Below are 14737 nucleotides of genomic sequence, written 5' to 3'. Positions count from 1 at the left end.
GCTCGGGGTCACTCTTGATCGGACCTGCGCGAGTCCCAGGTTTTGACGATCTGGGACCTGGACGTGAAGTTCAGCTTGCGGAGGATGTTCTCGACATGGCACTCCGCGGTGCGTTGCGCTATGACCAGGGCGTCCGCGATCTCCTTGTTGCTCATGCCCTTCGCGACGTATTCGGCGATCTCCCGCTCCCTGCGGGTGAGGACGGAGGCCACGTCGGGTCCGGGTTGCCGTGCGGGCCGCTCAGCCAGGGCATAGGCGGCGGCCTGGTCGAGGGCGAACTCAGCGCCGCGGTCGAAGGCCGCCTGGAACCGATCGTCTCTCAGGTGCCGCCGGAGGGTGGACTCGCACCGGTCGTGCGCGCCGGCCAGGTGCCCGAGCCCGGACAGGGACGTTCCGATCGACTTCCAGGCCACGTGAGCGCCGCCGAGCATCTGGGCGGCCTGTTCGTACTGCTTGTCATCGGCCAGGACCCAGGCCAGTCCCTCGATGCACTGGGCCAGGCCCAGATGGTCGTTGCAGCGCAGCTTCAGCCGCACGGAGTCACGCATCATGGTCACGGCGTCCGGGAGAGCGCCCCGTCGCCACCGCTCGAGAGCCGTGACCCACAGTGCGTAGGACACCGACCACTCGGCGTTCGCGCGCCTGGCCGTCTCCAGCACCTCCTCACAGAGCTTGGTGGAACGCGGGTCGTCCATGAGGACGGCCGTCAGGGCGAGCTGGAAGAGCGCGACCCACTCATGACCCGGATGGCCGAGGACGCGGCGCCGGCCCAGGGCCTCTTCCAGCAGCGTGAAGGCCCGGGGGAAGTCTGCGGCCAGCAACGCGGAGAACCCCGTGATGTGGAGGGCGCCGGCGAGCTGGGCCTCGTCGCCGAGCCGCGCCGCCAGCGTCCGGCACTCTTCCAGCAACGGCTTGGCCGCTTCGGGGTCGCCCCGGAGCAGCACGAGCCACGCGTCCACCCACAAGGCCTTGGCCCTGGCCGCCCCGGCGCCGGGCTCCTTGGCCAGCGCCCGCTGCAGCCAATGGTGTCCTTCGCTCGGTGAGCTCCACGAGAGCCGGTGACTCCACATCGCTGCGGCGATCTCGAGCGCGGCCCAGGCTTCACCGGGCTCGCTCAGGCAGAACTCCAGCGCGGCCCGGACGTTCCCCTGCTCCCGGGAGAGACGGCCGAGCCATTCCATCTGATGCTCGCCGAACCATTCCGCCTCAGCTTGCGCCGCCAGGTCGCGGCACCAGTCGCGGTGCCGCAGCCGCAGGGTCTTGTCCTGGCCGGAGGCGACCAGCCGCTCCCATCCGTACTGGCACAGCGTGTCCAGCATCTCGAAACGTACGGCGGAGCCCTGCCCGCGGCGCAGCACGATCGACTTGCCCACCAGCTGAGCCACCAGGTCCGGCATGCTTTCCCGGGCGATGCCGCCGTCCGAGCACACCTGCTCGATCGTTTCCAGGTCGCAGCCGCCCGAGAAGACCGACAACCGCCCCCACAGCGCCTGCTCCTCATGGGAGCAAAGGTCGTAACTCCAGTCCAACAGCGCTCGCAGCGTCTTCTGCCGCGCCGGTGCGGTGGTGGGTCCGGTCGTCAGCAGCCGGAAACGGTCGTCGAGGCGCTCCAGGATCTGCTCCGCGGAGAGGATCAGCATGCGTGCCGCCGCGAGCTCGATGGCCAGGGGGATGCCGTCCAGTCGCCGGCACAGCCGCGCCACCGCCAGAATGTTGGTGTCGTTGACCTTGAACTCGGGCACGACGGACGAGGCACGGTCCTCGAACAACCGCACCGCCTCGTTCCGCAGAACGTCCTCCATGGACGCCTCGGCCGCCTCCGGCACCGTGAACGGCGCAACATCCAGCACCTGCTCACCCGCGATGTGCAGCGCCTGCCTGCTGGTGGCGAGGATGCGCAGCCCGGGAGCAGTGGACAGAAGGTCGGCCGCCAGCGCGGCGCACTGGGCGAGCAGGTGCTCACAGTTGTCCAGCACCACGAGTGTCTTCTTGTCGTGCAGGTACTCGGCCAGAGAAGCCATGTTCGCCTGAGGGCATCCGACGACGGCGGCGACGGTTTCGGCGAGAAGGTCCCCGGCCCCCAGCGGCGCCAGGTCGATCAGCCAGGCGCCGTCCTCGAACTCCCGTGACATCTCCGCGGCGATCCGCAGCGCCAGCCGTGTCTTGCCCACGCCTCCCGCACCGGTGAGGGTGAGCATCCGGCCGGCGGACAGGACGCGCTTGCCCTCCGCCAGCTCGCGCCTGCGGCCGACGAAGCTGGTGAGCTCGAGTGGCAGGTTCCCGGCGCGCGGTCGCGTTGTCGCCCCCATAGCACCTCCGCTACCCTTGCCGGGCCATGCCATGACAGGGCGAGCGCAAACCTGTCACCCGCCCGCCGGCCGGGGCCGGCAGTCGTTCAGCGCATAGGCGATCGCCTGCTCGACGGTACGGCAGTTCCGCTCGGCCTCGTGCCGCGCCGCCCGGCACCCCTCTTGCCCAAGGACGTGGCGTACCGTCCGTACACAGCGGTCATGGAGTTCGGACGTCTGAGGAGAGCGGAAGGCGGCGCTCGCCCCGATCGAGCGCCAGATCACCCCGGCGGCGGCCATCAGCCGCGCGGCCCGGACGTGCTCGCTCCGCGACTCAGCGATCCACGCCAGCAGCTCGATCGTCAGCGAGGCGCCCACGGCGTCGTTGAACTCCCACTGGATCGACAGCCCCCGGCGGGCCAGGTCGTCGGCCCGCTCGGTGTCCCCTTCTGCCCAGGCCTCCACCCCGTACGACCACAGAGCGTAGGCGTGCCAGCAACGCTCGCCGAGCTCGTCGCTGAGGGCCAGGGTCCGCTCGGTCAGCGCCTTGCACCGATCGGTGTCGCCCACGTTGGAGTAGCACCTGGCCTGAACGACCATCGACAGCAGGGTGCCGTTGGCCTCCCCCAGGCGCTGATGAGCGGCAGTCGCCTCCTGGAGGTGGCCGATGGCCTCCCTCACGCGTCCCCGGTACATCGCGTCGACGCCGCGCATCGTGCGCGCGTAGGCCTTGGAGACCTCGTCATGCTGCTGCTCGGCCAGCCTCTCGCACTCGCCGAGATATCGGGCCACCGCGTGATGATCTCCTAGGTTCACCGCCGTCCACGCCGCCACCCACAGCGCGGTCGTGCGCGCCGGGCCGGCCTCGCCGGACAGGGCCAGCGCCCGCTCCAGCCACCAGCGCCCTTCGGTGACGTATCCGCCGACGCACCAGTGGTACCGCAACGCCGCCGTGAGGGCCAGCGCCGGCCCAGGGCCGTCCGGATCGCGCATGCACCACTCCAGCGCGGCCCGCAGATTGTCGTGATCGGTGCGCAACCGGGCCAGAGCCGCCACCTGCCCCGGGCCGCTCCACCCGGCGTTCATCCGCTCGGCCAGGCCGAGAAAGTGGTCACGGTGCCGGCTCGACAACTGGTCCATCTCGCCCTGCTCGGCCAGCCGCTCCCGGCCGTAGTCGCGGATCGTCTCGAGCATCCGGTAGCGGACGGAGCCCTCCCCGTCCACCCGCATGATGATCGACTGCTTCACCAGTGCATCGAGGAGATCGAGGATCTCCTCCCGGCCCACCTCGCCGTCCACGCAGACGCTTTCGGCGGCGTCCAGGTCGAAACCGCCGGCGAACACCGACAGCCGCGCCCACAGCAACCGCTCCTGCGGGGTGCACAGCGCGTGGCTCCAGTCGATCGTGCCGCGCAGGGTCTGCTGCCGGGGCAGCGCGGCCGCTCTCTCGCTGGTCAGCAGCGCCAAGCGGTCGTCCAGCCGGCCGGCCACCTGCTCGATCGGCAAGGACGTCAACCGGGCCGCGGCGAGCTCGATCGCCAGCGGGATCCCCTCCAGCCGCGTGCAGACTGCCGCCACGGCACGACGGTTCTCTCTGGTCACCGAGAACCCCGGCGTGCCGTTCGTCGCCCGGTCCACCAGCAGGCGCACCGACTCGCGGCGCATCAGCGCGGCCGTGGGCGGAAGGCGATCGGGATCGGGCACCGACAGCGGCGGCACCGTCAGGACGTGCTCGCCCGCGATGCCCAGAATCTGCCGGCTCGTGGCCAGGATCCGCAGTCCAGGGACGCTGCGCAACATCGTCTCGGCGAACAACGCGCACGCGTGGCACAGATGCTCGCAGTTGTCCAAGACGATCAGCAGCCGCCGGTCGGCGAGGTAGCCGACCAGCTGTTCCTCCGGCGGCCTGCCGGAACGGTCCGGAATCCCGAGCGTATCGGCCACGGTCCTGGCCACCAGGGTGCCGTCCCGCAACCCCGCCAGATCGACCGCCCACACGCCATCGCGGAAGACGCGCTCGCACCGTGCCGCCACCTCGAGCGCCAGCCGCGTCTTGCCCACGCCTCCCACGCCCGTCAGCGTGACCATACGGGCGCGCGACAGGGCTCTGGAGACCTGAGTGATCTCGCGTCGCCTGCCGACGAAGCTGCTGTCCGCGACGGGGAGGCTCCCCATCGCCCCCTCCCAGGCAAGACGGTCACATCACTCCAAGCTTAGTTCACGCAGGTCAAGGCACCCGGAGGTGCCTTGCCGACCCGGCGGCCATCGCGCACGCGGCGAGTCGGCGAACGGCCGCGCCACTACCATGTGCCCGTGAAATACATGCTGATGATCTACACCAACGCCGAATCGCAGCAGGTCGTGGCCGAGCACGGTGACGAGGTGATGGCCGAGGTCGACGCGTTGATGAACGAGCTGAGCGAAAGCGGCGAGTTCGTCGGCGGACAGGCACTGGACGGACCCGGCGCTGCCAGGACGGTGACGGTGCGCGGCGGCGTGCCGGCGGTCACCGATGGGCCGTTCCTGGAGGCCAAGGAGTTCCTGGCCGGCTATCTGATCGTCGAGTGCGAGAGCGTCGACCGGGCCACGGCGATCGCGGCCCGCTGGCCGGACGCGCGGCTGTGCGCGATGGAGGTACGCCCGATCATCGACGAGGTGTAGTGGCCGTGGCCGGCGTCGAGAGCCTGCTGCGGGAGCTGGCGCCGCAGGTGCTGGGCGTGCTCGTACGCCGCTACGAGCAGTTCGGCACCTGCGAGGACGCCGTGCAGGAAGCGCTGCTCGACGCGGCCGTGCAGTGGCCGGAGCAGGGCCTGCCGGACAACCCGCGGGCGTGGCTGATCACCGTGGCCTCGCGCCGGGTCGTCGACCACATGCGCAGCGAGCACGCGCGCCGGCGGCGGGAGGAGAGCGTGGCGGTCAGCGTGCCCGCCGACGCGTTCGTGGCGCCGGCGCCGGGCGAGGAGCGGCCCGGCGACCAGGACGACACGCTGACGCTGCTGTTCCTGTGTTGTCATCCCGCACTGTCGCAGCCCTCGCAGCTGGCGCTCACGCTGCGGGCGGTGGGCGGGTTGACGACGGCGCAGATCGCCAGCGCGTTCCTGGTGCCCGAGGCGACGATGGCGCAGCGCATCAGCCGGGCCAAGCAGCGCATCAAGGCCACCGGCGTGCCGTTCGCGATGCCGCCGGAGGCCGAGCGGGCCGACCGGCTGCGCGTGGTGCTGCACGTGCTGTACTTGATCTTCAACGAAGGTTACACCGCCACCTCCGGCCCCGAGTTGCACAGGACCGAGCTGACCAGCGAGGCGATCAGGCTCGCCAGGGCCGTGCGCCGGCTGCTGCCCGGCGACGGGGAGGTGGCCGGGCTGCTGGCGCTCATGCTGCTCACCGAGGCGCGGCGGCCGGCGCGAACCGGGCCGGGTGGGAGGCTGATCCCGCTCGCCGAGCAGGATCGGAGCCTGTGGGATCGACGGCTCGTCGACGAGGGCGTCGAGCTGGTGACGAAGGCGCTGTCGACGACCCCGCTCGGGCCGTACCAGCTGCAGGCGGCCATCGCGGCCGTGCACGACGAGGCGCCCACCGCCGAGGAGACCGACTGGCCGCAGATCCTCGCGCTGTACGGGGTGTTGTCCGGCCTGGACGACAACCCGGTCGTCAAGCTCAACCACGCGATCGCCGTGGCCATGGTGCGCGGCCCGCGGGCCGGACTCGACCTGCTCGACCGCCTGGCGGCCGACGAGCGGATGACGCGGCACCACCGGCTGGCCGCGGTACGCGCCCACCTGCTGGAGATGGCGGGCGACCGTGCGGCGGCGCTGGACGGATACCGGGAGGCGGCCCGGCTGACGACCAGCCTGCCGGAGCGGCGCTATCTCGAAGACCGAGCAGATCGCCTGTCTTGACGATGATTTTTTTCGGTGCCATCGTTCAACCATGCATGAAGTGGCGGTGATCGAGGATCCCGCGGCGGCCGAGGCGTCGCTCGATCCCATGCGCTCGAAATTGCTGGCTGAGCTGGTCGAGCCGGGCTCGGCCACCTCGCTGGCCGCCAAGGTGGGCCTGGCCCGGCAGAAGGTCAACTACCATCTGCGGACCCTGGAGCGGCACGGCCTGGTCGAGCTGGTGGAGGAACGCAGGAAGGGCAACGTCACCGAGCGGGTGATGCAGGCCACCGCCGCCTCCTTCGTGATCTCCCCGAACGCGCTGGCCGCCGTCCAGCCCGATCCGGGCCGCTCGCCCGACCGGCTGTCGGCGCGGTGGCTGCTGGCGCTGGCCGCGCGGCTCGTACGGGATGTCGGCACCCTCATCACGGGAGCCGCGAAGGTGCAGCAGCGCGTGGCGACGTTCGCGATCGACGGCGAGGTGCGCTTCGCGTCGGCGGCGGACCGGGCGGCGTTCGCCGAGGAACTGGCGAACTGCGTAACGTCGCTGGTCAGCAAATATCACGACGAGAGCGCCGAAGGCGGGCGCGAGCATCGCCTGGTCGTCGCCGTACATCCTGCCGTGAAGCAGGAGCGCTGACGCAGGGCCGCGACGATCAGGGGCCGGCGTGGCGGGACTGGCTGGCACGTTCGCCCGCGGACGGGGCATGAGCGAGGCATGAAGGTCGTCGCGCTGTCCGACACCCACGCGCCCAGGCGCTGGCGCTCCTGCCCGCCCAGGGTCGCCGAGCATCTGCGTGACGCGGACGTCATCCTGCACGCGGGAGACGTCTGCGTCGCCTCGGTGCTGGCCGAGCTGGCCGCGTACGCGCCGGTTCACGTGGTGAAGGGCAACAACGACGGCCCCGACGTGGCGGCGCCGGAGACGCTGGAGCTGACCCTGGACGGGCTGCGGATCGGCATGATCCACGACAGCGGCCCGGCCAAGGGCCGGCTGGCGCGGATGCGGCGCCGCTTCCCGGAGGCGGACCTGGTGTTGTTCGGGCACTCGCACATCCCGCTCGACGAGTCGGGCGAGGGCCTGCGGATCTTCAACCCGGGCTCCCCCACCGATCGCCGCCGCCAGCCGCACGGCACGCTCGGCCTGCTCACCGTCGAGGACGGCGTGCTGACCAGGGCCGAGATCGTGGCCGTCACGTGACGACGTCGTCGCGGGCCTTGTCCAGGTTGGTCTTGAGCTCCTCCAGGACCTTGGCGTAGCCCAGGTAGCTGTAGCGCTCGGCGGCGCGCCACGGGTAGAGCTGGCCGGCCTTGACCGCGGGCAGCTTGGCCCAGGTCGGCTTCTTCGCCATCTCCCCGATCGTCATCGACTGGGCGCGGGCGTCCACGAGGATCACGTCGGCCAGGTATTTGTCGGCGTTCTCCCAGCTCACGAGCTCCCAGAAGCCGCCTTCTGAGGGCTTGGGCGGGGAGACGATGTTCAGGCCCAGCTCACCCCAGTACTTGATGTCGGGGTGGTCGGGCTGGTAGGTGACGTACAGGCCGTCGGGCGCCCCGGCGACGATCATGATCTTCAGGTCGGGCTTGGCCGCGGCGAGGGTCTTGAGCGCGGCGCTCGCGGCGTCGAAGCGGTTCTTGGCCTCGACCACGGGGGCCGCCCTCGGGTCCGCGCCGAGCGCGGCGGCGAGCCGGCCGTACCTCTCGATGATCTCCAGCAGGGGCTTGCCGCTGTGCATCACGCCCACGGACGGCGCGATCTGGTCGACGGCTTCGGCGGACTCCGCAGGGACGTACCAGAGCTTGTTCTTCTCGTACATGCCCGCCACGAGCACGTCGGGCTGGAGCGAGGCGTACTTCTCGACGTTGAACTCGCCGAAGGCGTTCCCGATCGACTCCACCTTCGTGATGTCGACCTCGCCCACCGCTCGGTCACGGCTGCCGTCCTTGAGCCTGTGCGGGCCGTACACCGCGACGGGGCGTACGCCGAAGTCCCACAGCGCGGCCGCCGAGTCGAACTGGGCCACGATGCGCTGTGGCCGCTGCGGCAGGGAGATGTTCTTGCCCCGGTCGTCGGTCCAGGTCCAGGGGCCTTGTCCTGCGGCGGAGGCCGGGGCCGACGAGGCAGGGGCGGCGGGTGGGGAGGCCGTGCCGCCACAGGCGCTGATGCCCAGCACGGCGGCGACGCCGAATGCGGAGGCAAGGGTGCGTCGCGGGACGATGGCCATGAATTCTCCCTCATTGCGCGGTTTACCCTTATGGGCGGCATATTAGATTAGCCTTACCTAACCGGAAAGATCTCGCCGGGTCCATACACCTCCGGCTGGACCGGCCGGCGCCGCTCGTACGACCGCCGGCGTAGCACCGGCGGCGACCGCCGGCGGATTCTTTTCCCCGGCGGCGGCAAGATCCTGGAGTCCTTCAAGGCTTAAGGGGCGCGGTAAGGCGACAAGAACGCAACCGTAAGCGCCCTCCAGCACAGTGATCACACATCACCGCAGAGAAGGGCAGAAAGATGAGCCGGCCGTACACCGCCACCCTCCAGGACGAGATCACCCTCCCGGGCTTCACCGGCCCCGTGCACCTGCCTGGCCAGGACGCCTACGACGAGCTGCGCCGCTCGCTCAACCCCGCCGTCGACGCCCGCCCGGTCCTCGTGGCCGAGGCGTACGGGGCGGCGGACCTGCGGGCAGCCCTGCTCGCGGCGCGGGCGCACGGGGTGCCGTTCGCGGTGCAGTCGACCGGGCATGGCACGCACGCCGCGTGCGACGGCGGCGTGCTGGTCAGGACGTCGCCGATGGCGTCAGTGCTGGTGGACCCCGTCCGCCGGACCGCGCGGGTGGGCCCGGGCGCACGCTGGAGCGCGGTGCTGGCCGCCGCCGCGCCGTTCGGCCTGGCGCCGCTGTCGGGGTCGGCGCCGTCGGTCGGCGTCACCGGGTACACCCTGGGCGGCGGCCTCGGCTGGCTGGCCCGCAAGCACGGGTTCGCCGCCGACAGCGTGGTGCGGGCCGAGGTGCTGCTGGCCGACGGCAGGCACGTCACTGCGAGCGCGAGCAGCCATCCCGAGCTGTTCTGGGCGCTGCGCGGGGGCGGCGGCGGGTTCGGCGTGGTGACCTCGCTGGAGTTCCGGCTCTACCCGGTCTCGCAGGTGTACGCGGGGTTCGCGTACTTCCCGATCGAGGCGGCGGCCGGCCTCCTGCACGCGTACCGGAGCTGGATCGACGACGCGCCCGACGAGATCAGCACCGCCGTCGTGCTCAAGCGCATGCCCGCCGGCGGGCCGCTGCCCGGCCGGCACGTGGCGATGCTGAAGGTCATGCACGCCGGGGAGGCCGCCGAGGGCAGGCGGCTGCTGGCCCCGCTGTGGCGGGCGACGGGCCCGGCGCTGCTGGACGAGACCCGGATGATCACGTACGCGGACGCGGCGATGGGCGGCACCCCGAACCGGCACATGGACATGTTCGACACCGTCCCCGGCGAGGTCGCCGACATCCTGGTGGGGGCCGCCGAGCAGGCGCAGACCGTGGAGATCCGGCACTGGGGCGGCGCGCTGGGGCGGCCAGGCCCGGATGCGGGCCCGGTCAGCCACCGGAGCACCAAGCTGTCGGTCATCGTGGACACGCCGGTGCCGGGCCTGGCCGGGGAGCTGCGGCCGTACGCCAACGGGGGTACGTTCCTCAACTTCCTGTCCGACCCGCGGCGTACGGCGGCCGCCTACAACGCGGCGGATTACGGACGACTGCGGGACGTCAAGCGGGCCTACGACCCGGACGGTTTCTTCCGCGTCGGCCACGTCGTCCCCGCGTGAGCGCCGCGGGTGTCAACCTCCCGGAGGTCCTAGCTCCGGGAGGCCCTGGCCAGGGACCTCGGGAGGCTCGGGGCTCCCAGGGCGCCGGTCCCGTGCGTGTGGTCCAGCACGTGCGTGCGGATCCGAGCCTCGGCCAGCACGGCCAGTGCCGCCCGGTCGGCGGCTGCGGGCCGTATCGGGTCGAGGAGCGTCACCTCGACGGCGAGGCCCCGGGTGGCGGCCACCCGCAACAGCGAGGCCAGCAGCGAGTCGTCGCCGACGTAGCAGGCGCGGGTGGAGGTCGCCGCGCCCTCGTGGTACCACAGTGCCGCCGGGACCACCGCGGCACCGGCGTCGATGGCGGCCTGGAACACCGCCGGCCGGAACCGGCCCATCCCGCGCCCGCACCAGGTGGTGCCCTCGGGGAAGGCGACGACGGTGTCGCCGGCCCGCAGCGCGCCCGCGACCGCCGCGACGGTGGCCGGCAGCGCGTACAGGCGCTCCCGGTCGATGAACAGCGCCCCTGAGCCGGCCACCAGCCGTCCGACGACCGGCCAGCCGGCGATCTCCCGCTTGGCGAGCGGCCGCGACGGCACCATCGCGGCGAGCACCAGCGGGTCGAGCCAGGAGATGTGGTTGGCCACGACGAGGCCCTCCGCGCCTGGCGTTCCCGGCGCGACCACCACCCGGATGCCGAGCGCCCGGAGCAGCAGCCTGGCCCACGCCCTCGTGATCGCCGCCCGCAGGCGGGCGGGCGTCCGGCAGGCCGCCAGGGACACCGGTATGCCGGCGAGGATCACGAGCAGGGCCGCCGACAGCCGCGCCGCCCGGCGCAGCGGCCCCGCGGCGACGGCCGGACCCGTCACGCAGGCGGCGGTCGAGCACGGGCCGACCGGCCGCCAGGGGTTGGCCTGGGCGGCACCGTTCACCGTGCCGCTCCCGGCGTGGTCTGTCCGAGGAAGTAGCGCAGGTAGCGGTGGTTGACGCGGGCCATGGACAGCAGCACGAAGAAGTCGGCGGTGCCGAAGTCTCGGTCATGCGCGGGCGCCCCGCACACCCAGGACCCCAGCCGCAGGTAGCCGCGCAGGAGCGCCGGAGGGACGAACCGGTCACCGCTGGCCCCGCCCCGGCGGGCGCGCCAGGGGTTGCGCGGCATGACGCGGTACTCCTCCGGCCCGAGCGGCACCTGATCGACGATGGCCGCCGCGACCGCGCCCTGGTCGTCGAGCGGCACCGAGCAGCAGCCGGCCAGCCACTGGTGGCCGCCGTCCGTCATGTAGCGGGCGATGCCGGCCCACATCAGGGCCATCACCGCGCCGTCCCGGTGGTCGGGGTGCACGCAGGTGCGGCCGGCCTCGACCAGGCCCTTCCTGATCGGGGCGAGATTGCGCAGGTCGAACTCGCCGTCGGAGTAGAGCCGGTCGGTCCGGCCCGCAGGCAGCAGCCGGTACGTGCCGACGACCTCGGCGCCGTCGCGGACGAGGAGGTGGTCGCAGTAGGCGTCGAACCGGTCCGCGTCGAGGCCGGAGACGGGGCTGTCCAGGCGCGCCCCCATCTCCTCGGCGAAGACCGCGTACCGCAGTCGTTGCGCGGCCCGCAGGTCGGCTGCGCTGGTGGCCATGTCGACCGTGTACCGACCGGTGTCAAGAGAGATCGTCATGGGCGGGGCGTCCTTCCCTGAAGGGGTCTCGCGCCTATGTCGACATGCGGAAATGACGGCGGCGTCGCGCTGCGGGGGCAGACAGGCGTCCGCGCGGTGAACCTCGGGGCGAAAACCTGTTTCGGGAGTCGTGCCGGTGTCACTACGCTCGACACACCATGATCGACGAGGGAGAGGAGCCGGCCGTGCGCCACCGCAGCGCTGCCGTCGTCCCCTCGTCGCGGTACGAGGTGATCCTGGTGTCTTCGCCGCCCCGGTGCCGGCTGCGCGGCCGTCGCTGGATGCCCTGACGAGCGTTTCCCGCTCGCCGGGGAATCGCGCTGACCTTTTCACCCCTGCGTACCGAAGGGCCATGGGCCATGCGCACTCGTGTTTCCACTCCCCTGACCGCTGTCCGCAATCTGGGCATCCTCGCCCACGTCGACGCCGGCAAGACGACGGTCACCGAGCGGATCCTGTTCCTGACCGGCGCCACGTACAAGCGCGGCGAGGTGCACGACGGGACGACCGTCACCGACTTCGACCCGCAGGAGCGCGACCGCGGCATCACGATCTTCGCCGCGGCCGTGAGCTGCGTCTGGGAGGGCCACCGGATCAACCTCATCGATACGCCCGGCCACGTCGACTTCTCCGACGAGGTGGAGCGGTCGCTTCGCGTCCTGGACGGGGCGGTGGCGGTGTTCGACGGCGTCGCCGGGGTCGAGCCGCAAACAGAGTCGGTGTGGCGGCGGGCCGATCGGCACGGCGTGCCGCGCATTGCCTTCGTCAACAAGCTGGATCGGGCCGGCGCCGACCTCGACGCCGCGGTGGCGTCGATCCGCGCGCGGCTGCACCCGGCGCCGCTGGTGGTGCAGCTGCCGATCGGCCGTGAAGACGGCTTCGCCGGTGTCGTGGACCTGATCCGGATGCGGTCGCTGGTATGGGCGGGCGGTGTCATGGAGGAGGGCCCGGTGCCCGACGCGCTGCTGGACGAGGCGTGGCGGCGGCGCAGGCTGCTGGAGGAGGCGGTGGCCGAGCTGCATCCGGGCGCTCTCGAGGAGTTCTGCGCGGAGCCGGCGATCTCCGAGCGGACTCTGGCGGGCGCGCTGCGAGATCTGACGCTCAGCGGGGCGGGCCTGGTCGTGCTGTGCGGGGCGGCGTACCGCGATCGCGGGATCGAGCCGCTGCTCGACGCCGTGGTGGCGTATCTGCCGTCGCCCGCCGACGGGCCGGCGGCGCGGGCCGCGGGTACGGCGGTGCCGCCCACTGACCCGGCAGCGCGGGCCGCGGATGCGTCGGTGCCGGCCGCTGACCCGGCGGCGCCGCTGGCGGCGTTGGTGTTCAAGGTGAGCACCACCACGACCGGGCGGCTGACGTACCTGCGGGTCTACGCGGGAACGATGCGGAAGGGAGACACGGTGCTGGACACGGGTGCGGGCCGCACTGAGCGGATCAGCCGGATTCTGCGGGTGCAGGCCGACCGGCACACAGAGGTGGATCGGGCGGTGGCCGGGGACATCGTCGCCGTGGCCGGGCCGAAGGCCGCCCGCGCCGGCGCGACGCTGTGCGCGCCCGGAGCGCCGGTGGTCCTGGAGCCGCCGAGCGTGACCGAGCCGGTGGTGTCGGTAGCGGTCGAGCCGCGCAGGAGCACCGACGCCGATCGGCTGGCGGCGGCGCTGGCCCGGCTGGCCGAGGAGGACCCGTCGCTGACGGTGCGATCCGACGCCGAGACCGGCCAGACGCTGCTGTCCGGCATGGGCGAACTCCACCTGGAGGTGGCGGTGGAGAAGCTCCGCCGCGACCACGGCCTCGACGTCGCCGTCGGCCGGCCGCAGGTGGCGTACCGGGAGACGGTGGCCGGCGGGGTGTCGGGGCTGCTGTACCGGCACGTCAAGCAGGACGGGGGCGCGGGCCAGTTCGCGCACGTCGTGCTCGACGTGGAGCCACTGGACGGCGAGGGCATCGAGTTCCGCTCGACGGTGACCGGCGGCCGGGTGCCGCGCGAGTACGTGCGGGCGGTGGAGACCGGCTACCGGGACGCGCTGGCCGCGGGACCGCTCGGCGGACACCCGGTGACCGGGCTGCGGGTCACACTGACCGACGGGGCCACCCATGTGAAGGACTCGTCCGAGCAGGCCTTCCGCACGGCCGGCCGGCTGGCGCTGCGCGAGGCGCTGCGGGCCTGCCGGATGCTGCTGCTTGAGCCGGTGGCCGAGGTCACGGTGACGGTGCCGGACGATGCAGCCGGCGCCGTGCTGGGCGACCTGGCGGCCCGACGCGGCCGGGTCTCCGGGTCCACGGCCCGGTCCGGCACGGTGACGATCACGGCGATGGTGCCGCTGGCCGAGGTGTTCGGGTACGCGACCGGGCTGCGTAGCCGAACCCAGGGCCGGGGCGCGTTCACCACCCGGCCGGGCGGGTACACCCCGGCGCCGTGACGCCGAGGGCTGAGCGGCCCGTTTCCAAGCGGGGCCGCTCAGCCCTCGTAGCGCGTCAGGGGACGATGATCTGGCCCTGAGCGGTGCCCTCGACGGCCGCCACATAGGCGCGGGCCACGTCGGCGGCCGGCGTGCCGTCAGCGCCGTCGAGCCCCATGCTCTCCAGCGTCTCCCTGATCCAACCAGGGCTGATCAGGTTGATGCGGAGTCCGCGTGGGAGCTCGGCGGCCGCGTTCCTGACGAATCCCTCCAGCCCGGCGTTGATCAGCGCGCCCAGCGAGCCGCCGGCCAGCGGCGCGGCGAACGTGCCGCCGGTGAGCGTGATGGAGCCGCCGTCACGCAGGTGATGGAGCGCCCGCCGGGCCAGCGCGACCTGGCCCAGCAGCTTGCCCCGCAGACCGGCGGCGAACTCCTCGTCCCCCACCGACTCCAACCGCACCAGCGGGCCGCTGGCCGCGCAGCACACCACCGCGTCGGCGTCCGGCACCGCCGCGAACAACTCCTCCAGCGTCGCCGGCTCCTCCAGGTCCACCCGCACGGGGCCGCGCCGCGAGGCCGCCACGACCTCATGACGCGGCTCCAGAGCGGCCACGACGGCCTGGCCCACCGTTCCCGACGCCCCGATCACGATCGTCTTCATGCTCTCGATCATGCCGTCTGCCCGCTGGATCCGCCCAGCGGATGCAGGTTCCGCTCCCAGTGCTGGAAGG

Annotated in this window: 12 protein-coding genes; 6 read left to right on the top strand and 6 right to left on the bottom strand. The window is 72.3% G+C overall.

What is annotated here, in order from left to right:
* Nucleotides 1–8 precede the first annotated feature (8 nt).
* Both ACTWPT_RS57030 and ACTWPT_RS57025 read right to left on the bottom strand, forming a co-directional pair.
* Nucleotides 9–2309: an ATP-binding protein gene (locus ACTWPT_RS57030; protein WP_443185931.1), complete on the bottom strand. Its 2301-nt coding sequence runs from the start codon at nt 2307–2309 to the stop codon at nt 9–11.
* 54 nt (nt 2310–2363) lie between these two features.
* Nucleotides 2364–4463: an ATP-binding protein gene (locus tag ACTWPT_RS57025; RefSeq protein WP_443185930.1), complete on the bottom strand. Its 2100-nt coding sequence runs from the start codon at nt 4461–4463 to the stop codon at nt 2364–2366.
* A 147-nt stretch (nt 4464–4610) separates the two neighbouring features.
* Here ACTWPT_RS57025 and ACTWPT_RS57020 point away from each other — a divergent pair, with 147 nt between their 5' ends.
* The 4 genes from ACTWPT_RS57020 to ACTWPT_RS57005 all read left to right on the top strand — a co-directional run bounded on the left by ACTWPT_RS57020 (nt 4611) and on the right by ACTWPT_RS57005 (nt 7367).
* On the top strand, nt 4611–4949 hold the full coding sequence (locus ACTWPT_RS57020) for a YciI family protein (protein ID WP_443185953.1): 339 nt from the start codon (nt 4611–4613) through the stop codon (nt 4947–4949).
* Between the two features lie 5 nt (nt 4950–4954).
* A complete protein-coding gene (locus ACTWPT_RS57015) occupies nt 4955–6187 on the top strand; it encodes an RNA polymerase sigma factor (RefSeq protein ID WP_443185929.1) in 1233 nt (410 codons plus the stop codon).
* 31 nt (nt 6188–6218) lie between these two features.
* Complete coding sequence (locus ACTWPT_RS57010) at nt 6219–6806, top strand: ArsR/SmtB family transcription factor (RefSeq protein ID WP_443185928.1); 588 nt, start codon at nt 6219–6221, stop codon at nt 6804–6806.
* 78 nt (nt 6807–6884) lie between these two features.
* Entirely contained in the window at nt 6885–7367 is a 483-nt protein-coding gene (locus tag ACTWPT_RS57005; protein WP_443185927.1) for a metallophosphoesterase family protein, read from the top strand.
* Here the strand turns inward: ACTWPT_RS57005 and ACTWPT_RS57000 are convergent.
* Nucleotides 7360–8391, bottom strand: a complete 1032-nt coding sequence (locus tag ACTWPT_RS57000; RefSeq protein WP_443185926.1) for an ABC transporter substrate-binding protein — start codon at nt 8389–8391, stop codon at nt 7360–7362. The genes ACTWPT_RS57005 and ACTWPT_RS57000 overlap by 8 nt on opposite strands.
* 287 nt (nt 8392–8678) lie before the next feature.
* Here ACTWPT_RS57000 and ACTWPT_RS56995 point away from each other — a divergent pair, with 287 nt between their 5' ends.
* Nucleotides 8679–9971, top strand: coding sequence for an FAD-binding oxidoreductase (locus tag ACTWPT_RS56995; RefSeq protein ID WP_443185925.1), 1293 nt, complete (start codon nt 8679–8681; stop codon nt 9969–9971).
* A 29-nt stretch (nt 9972–10000) separates the two neighbouring features.
* Here ACTWPT_RS56995 and ACTWPT_RS56990 read toward each other — a convergent pair whose 3' ends face one another.
* Together ACTWPT_RS56990 and ACTWPT_RS56985 are read right to left on the bottom strand one after the other, a co-directional pair.
* Nucleotides 10001–10879 (bottom strand): lysophospholipid acyltransferase family protein, encoded by an 879-nt coding sequence (locus tag ACTWPT_RS56990; protein WP_443185924.1) that lies wholly within the window; start codon nt 10877–10879, stop codon nt 10001–10003.
* Nucleotides 10876–11610, bottom strand: coding sequence for a GNAT family N-acetyltransferase (locus ACTWPT_RS56985; protein ID WP_443185923.1), 735 nt, complete (start codon nt 11608–11610; stop codon nt 10876–10878). The genes ACTWPT_RS56990 and ACTWPT_RS56985 overlap by 4 nt, the downstream gene beginning before the upstream one ends.
* Before the next feature lie 359 nt (nt 11611–11969).
* Between ACTWPT_RS56985 and fusA the strand changes: the two genes are divergently transcribed.
* On the top strand, nt 11970–14027 hold the full coding sequence (fusA, locus tag ACTWPT_RS56980) for an elongation factor G (RefSeq protein WP_443185922.1): 2058 nt from the start codon (nt 11970–11972) through the stop codon (nt 14025–14027).
* Nucleotides 14028–14082: 55 nt separating this feature from the next.
* Here the strand turns inward: fusA and ACTWPT_RS56975 are convergent, their stop codons facing one another.
* Nucleotides 14083–14667, bottom strand: a complete 585-nt coding sequence (locus tag ACTWPT_RS56975; protein WP_443185921.1) for a short chain dehydrogenase — start codon at nt 14665–14667, stop codon at nt 14083–14085.
* Nucleotides 14668–14737 lie beyond the last annotated feature (70 nt).

The sequence above is a fragment of the Nonomuraea sp. 3N208 genome (assembly GCF_052245935.1).
Lineage (GTDB): Bacteria > Actinomycetota > Actinomycetes > Streptosporangiales > Streptosporangiaceae > Nonomuraea.
Note: the sequence above shows the minus strand (reverse complement) of the source record. Positions and strands in the feature narration are given on the sequence as shown.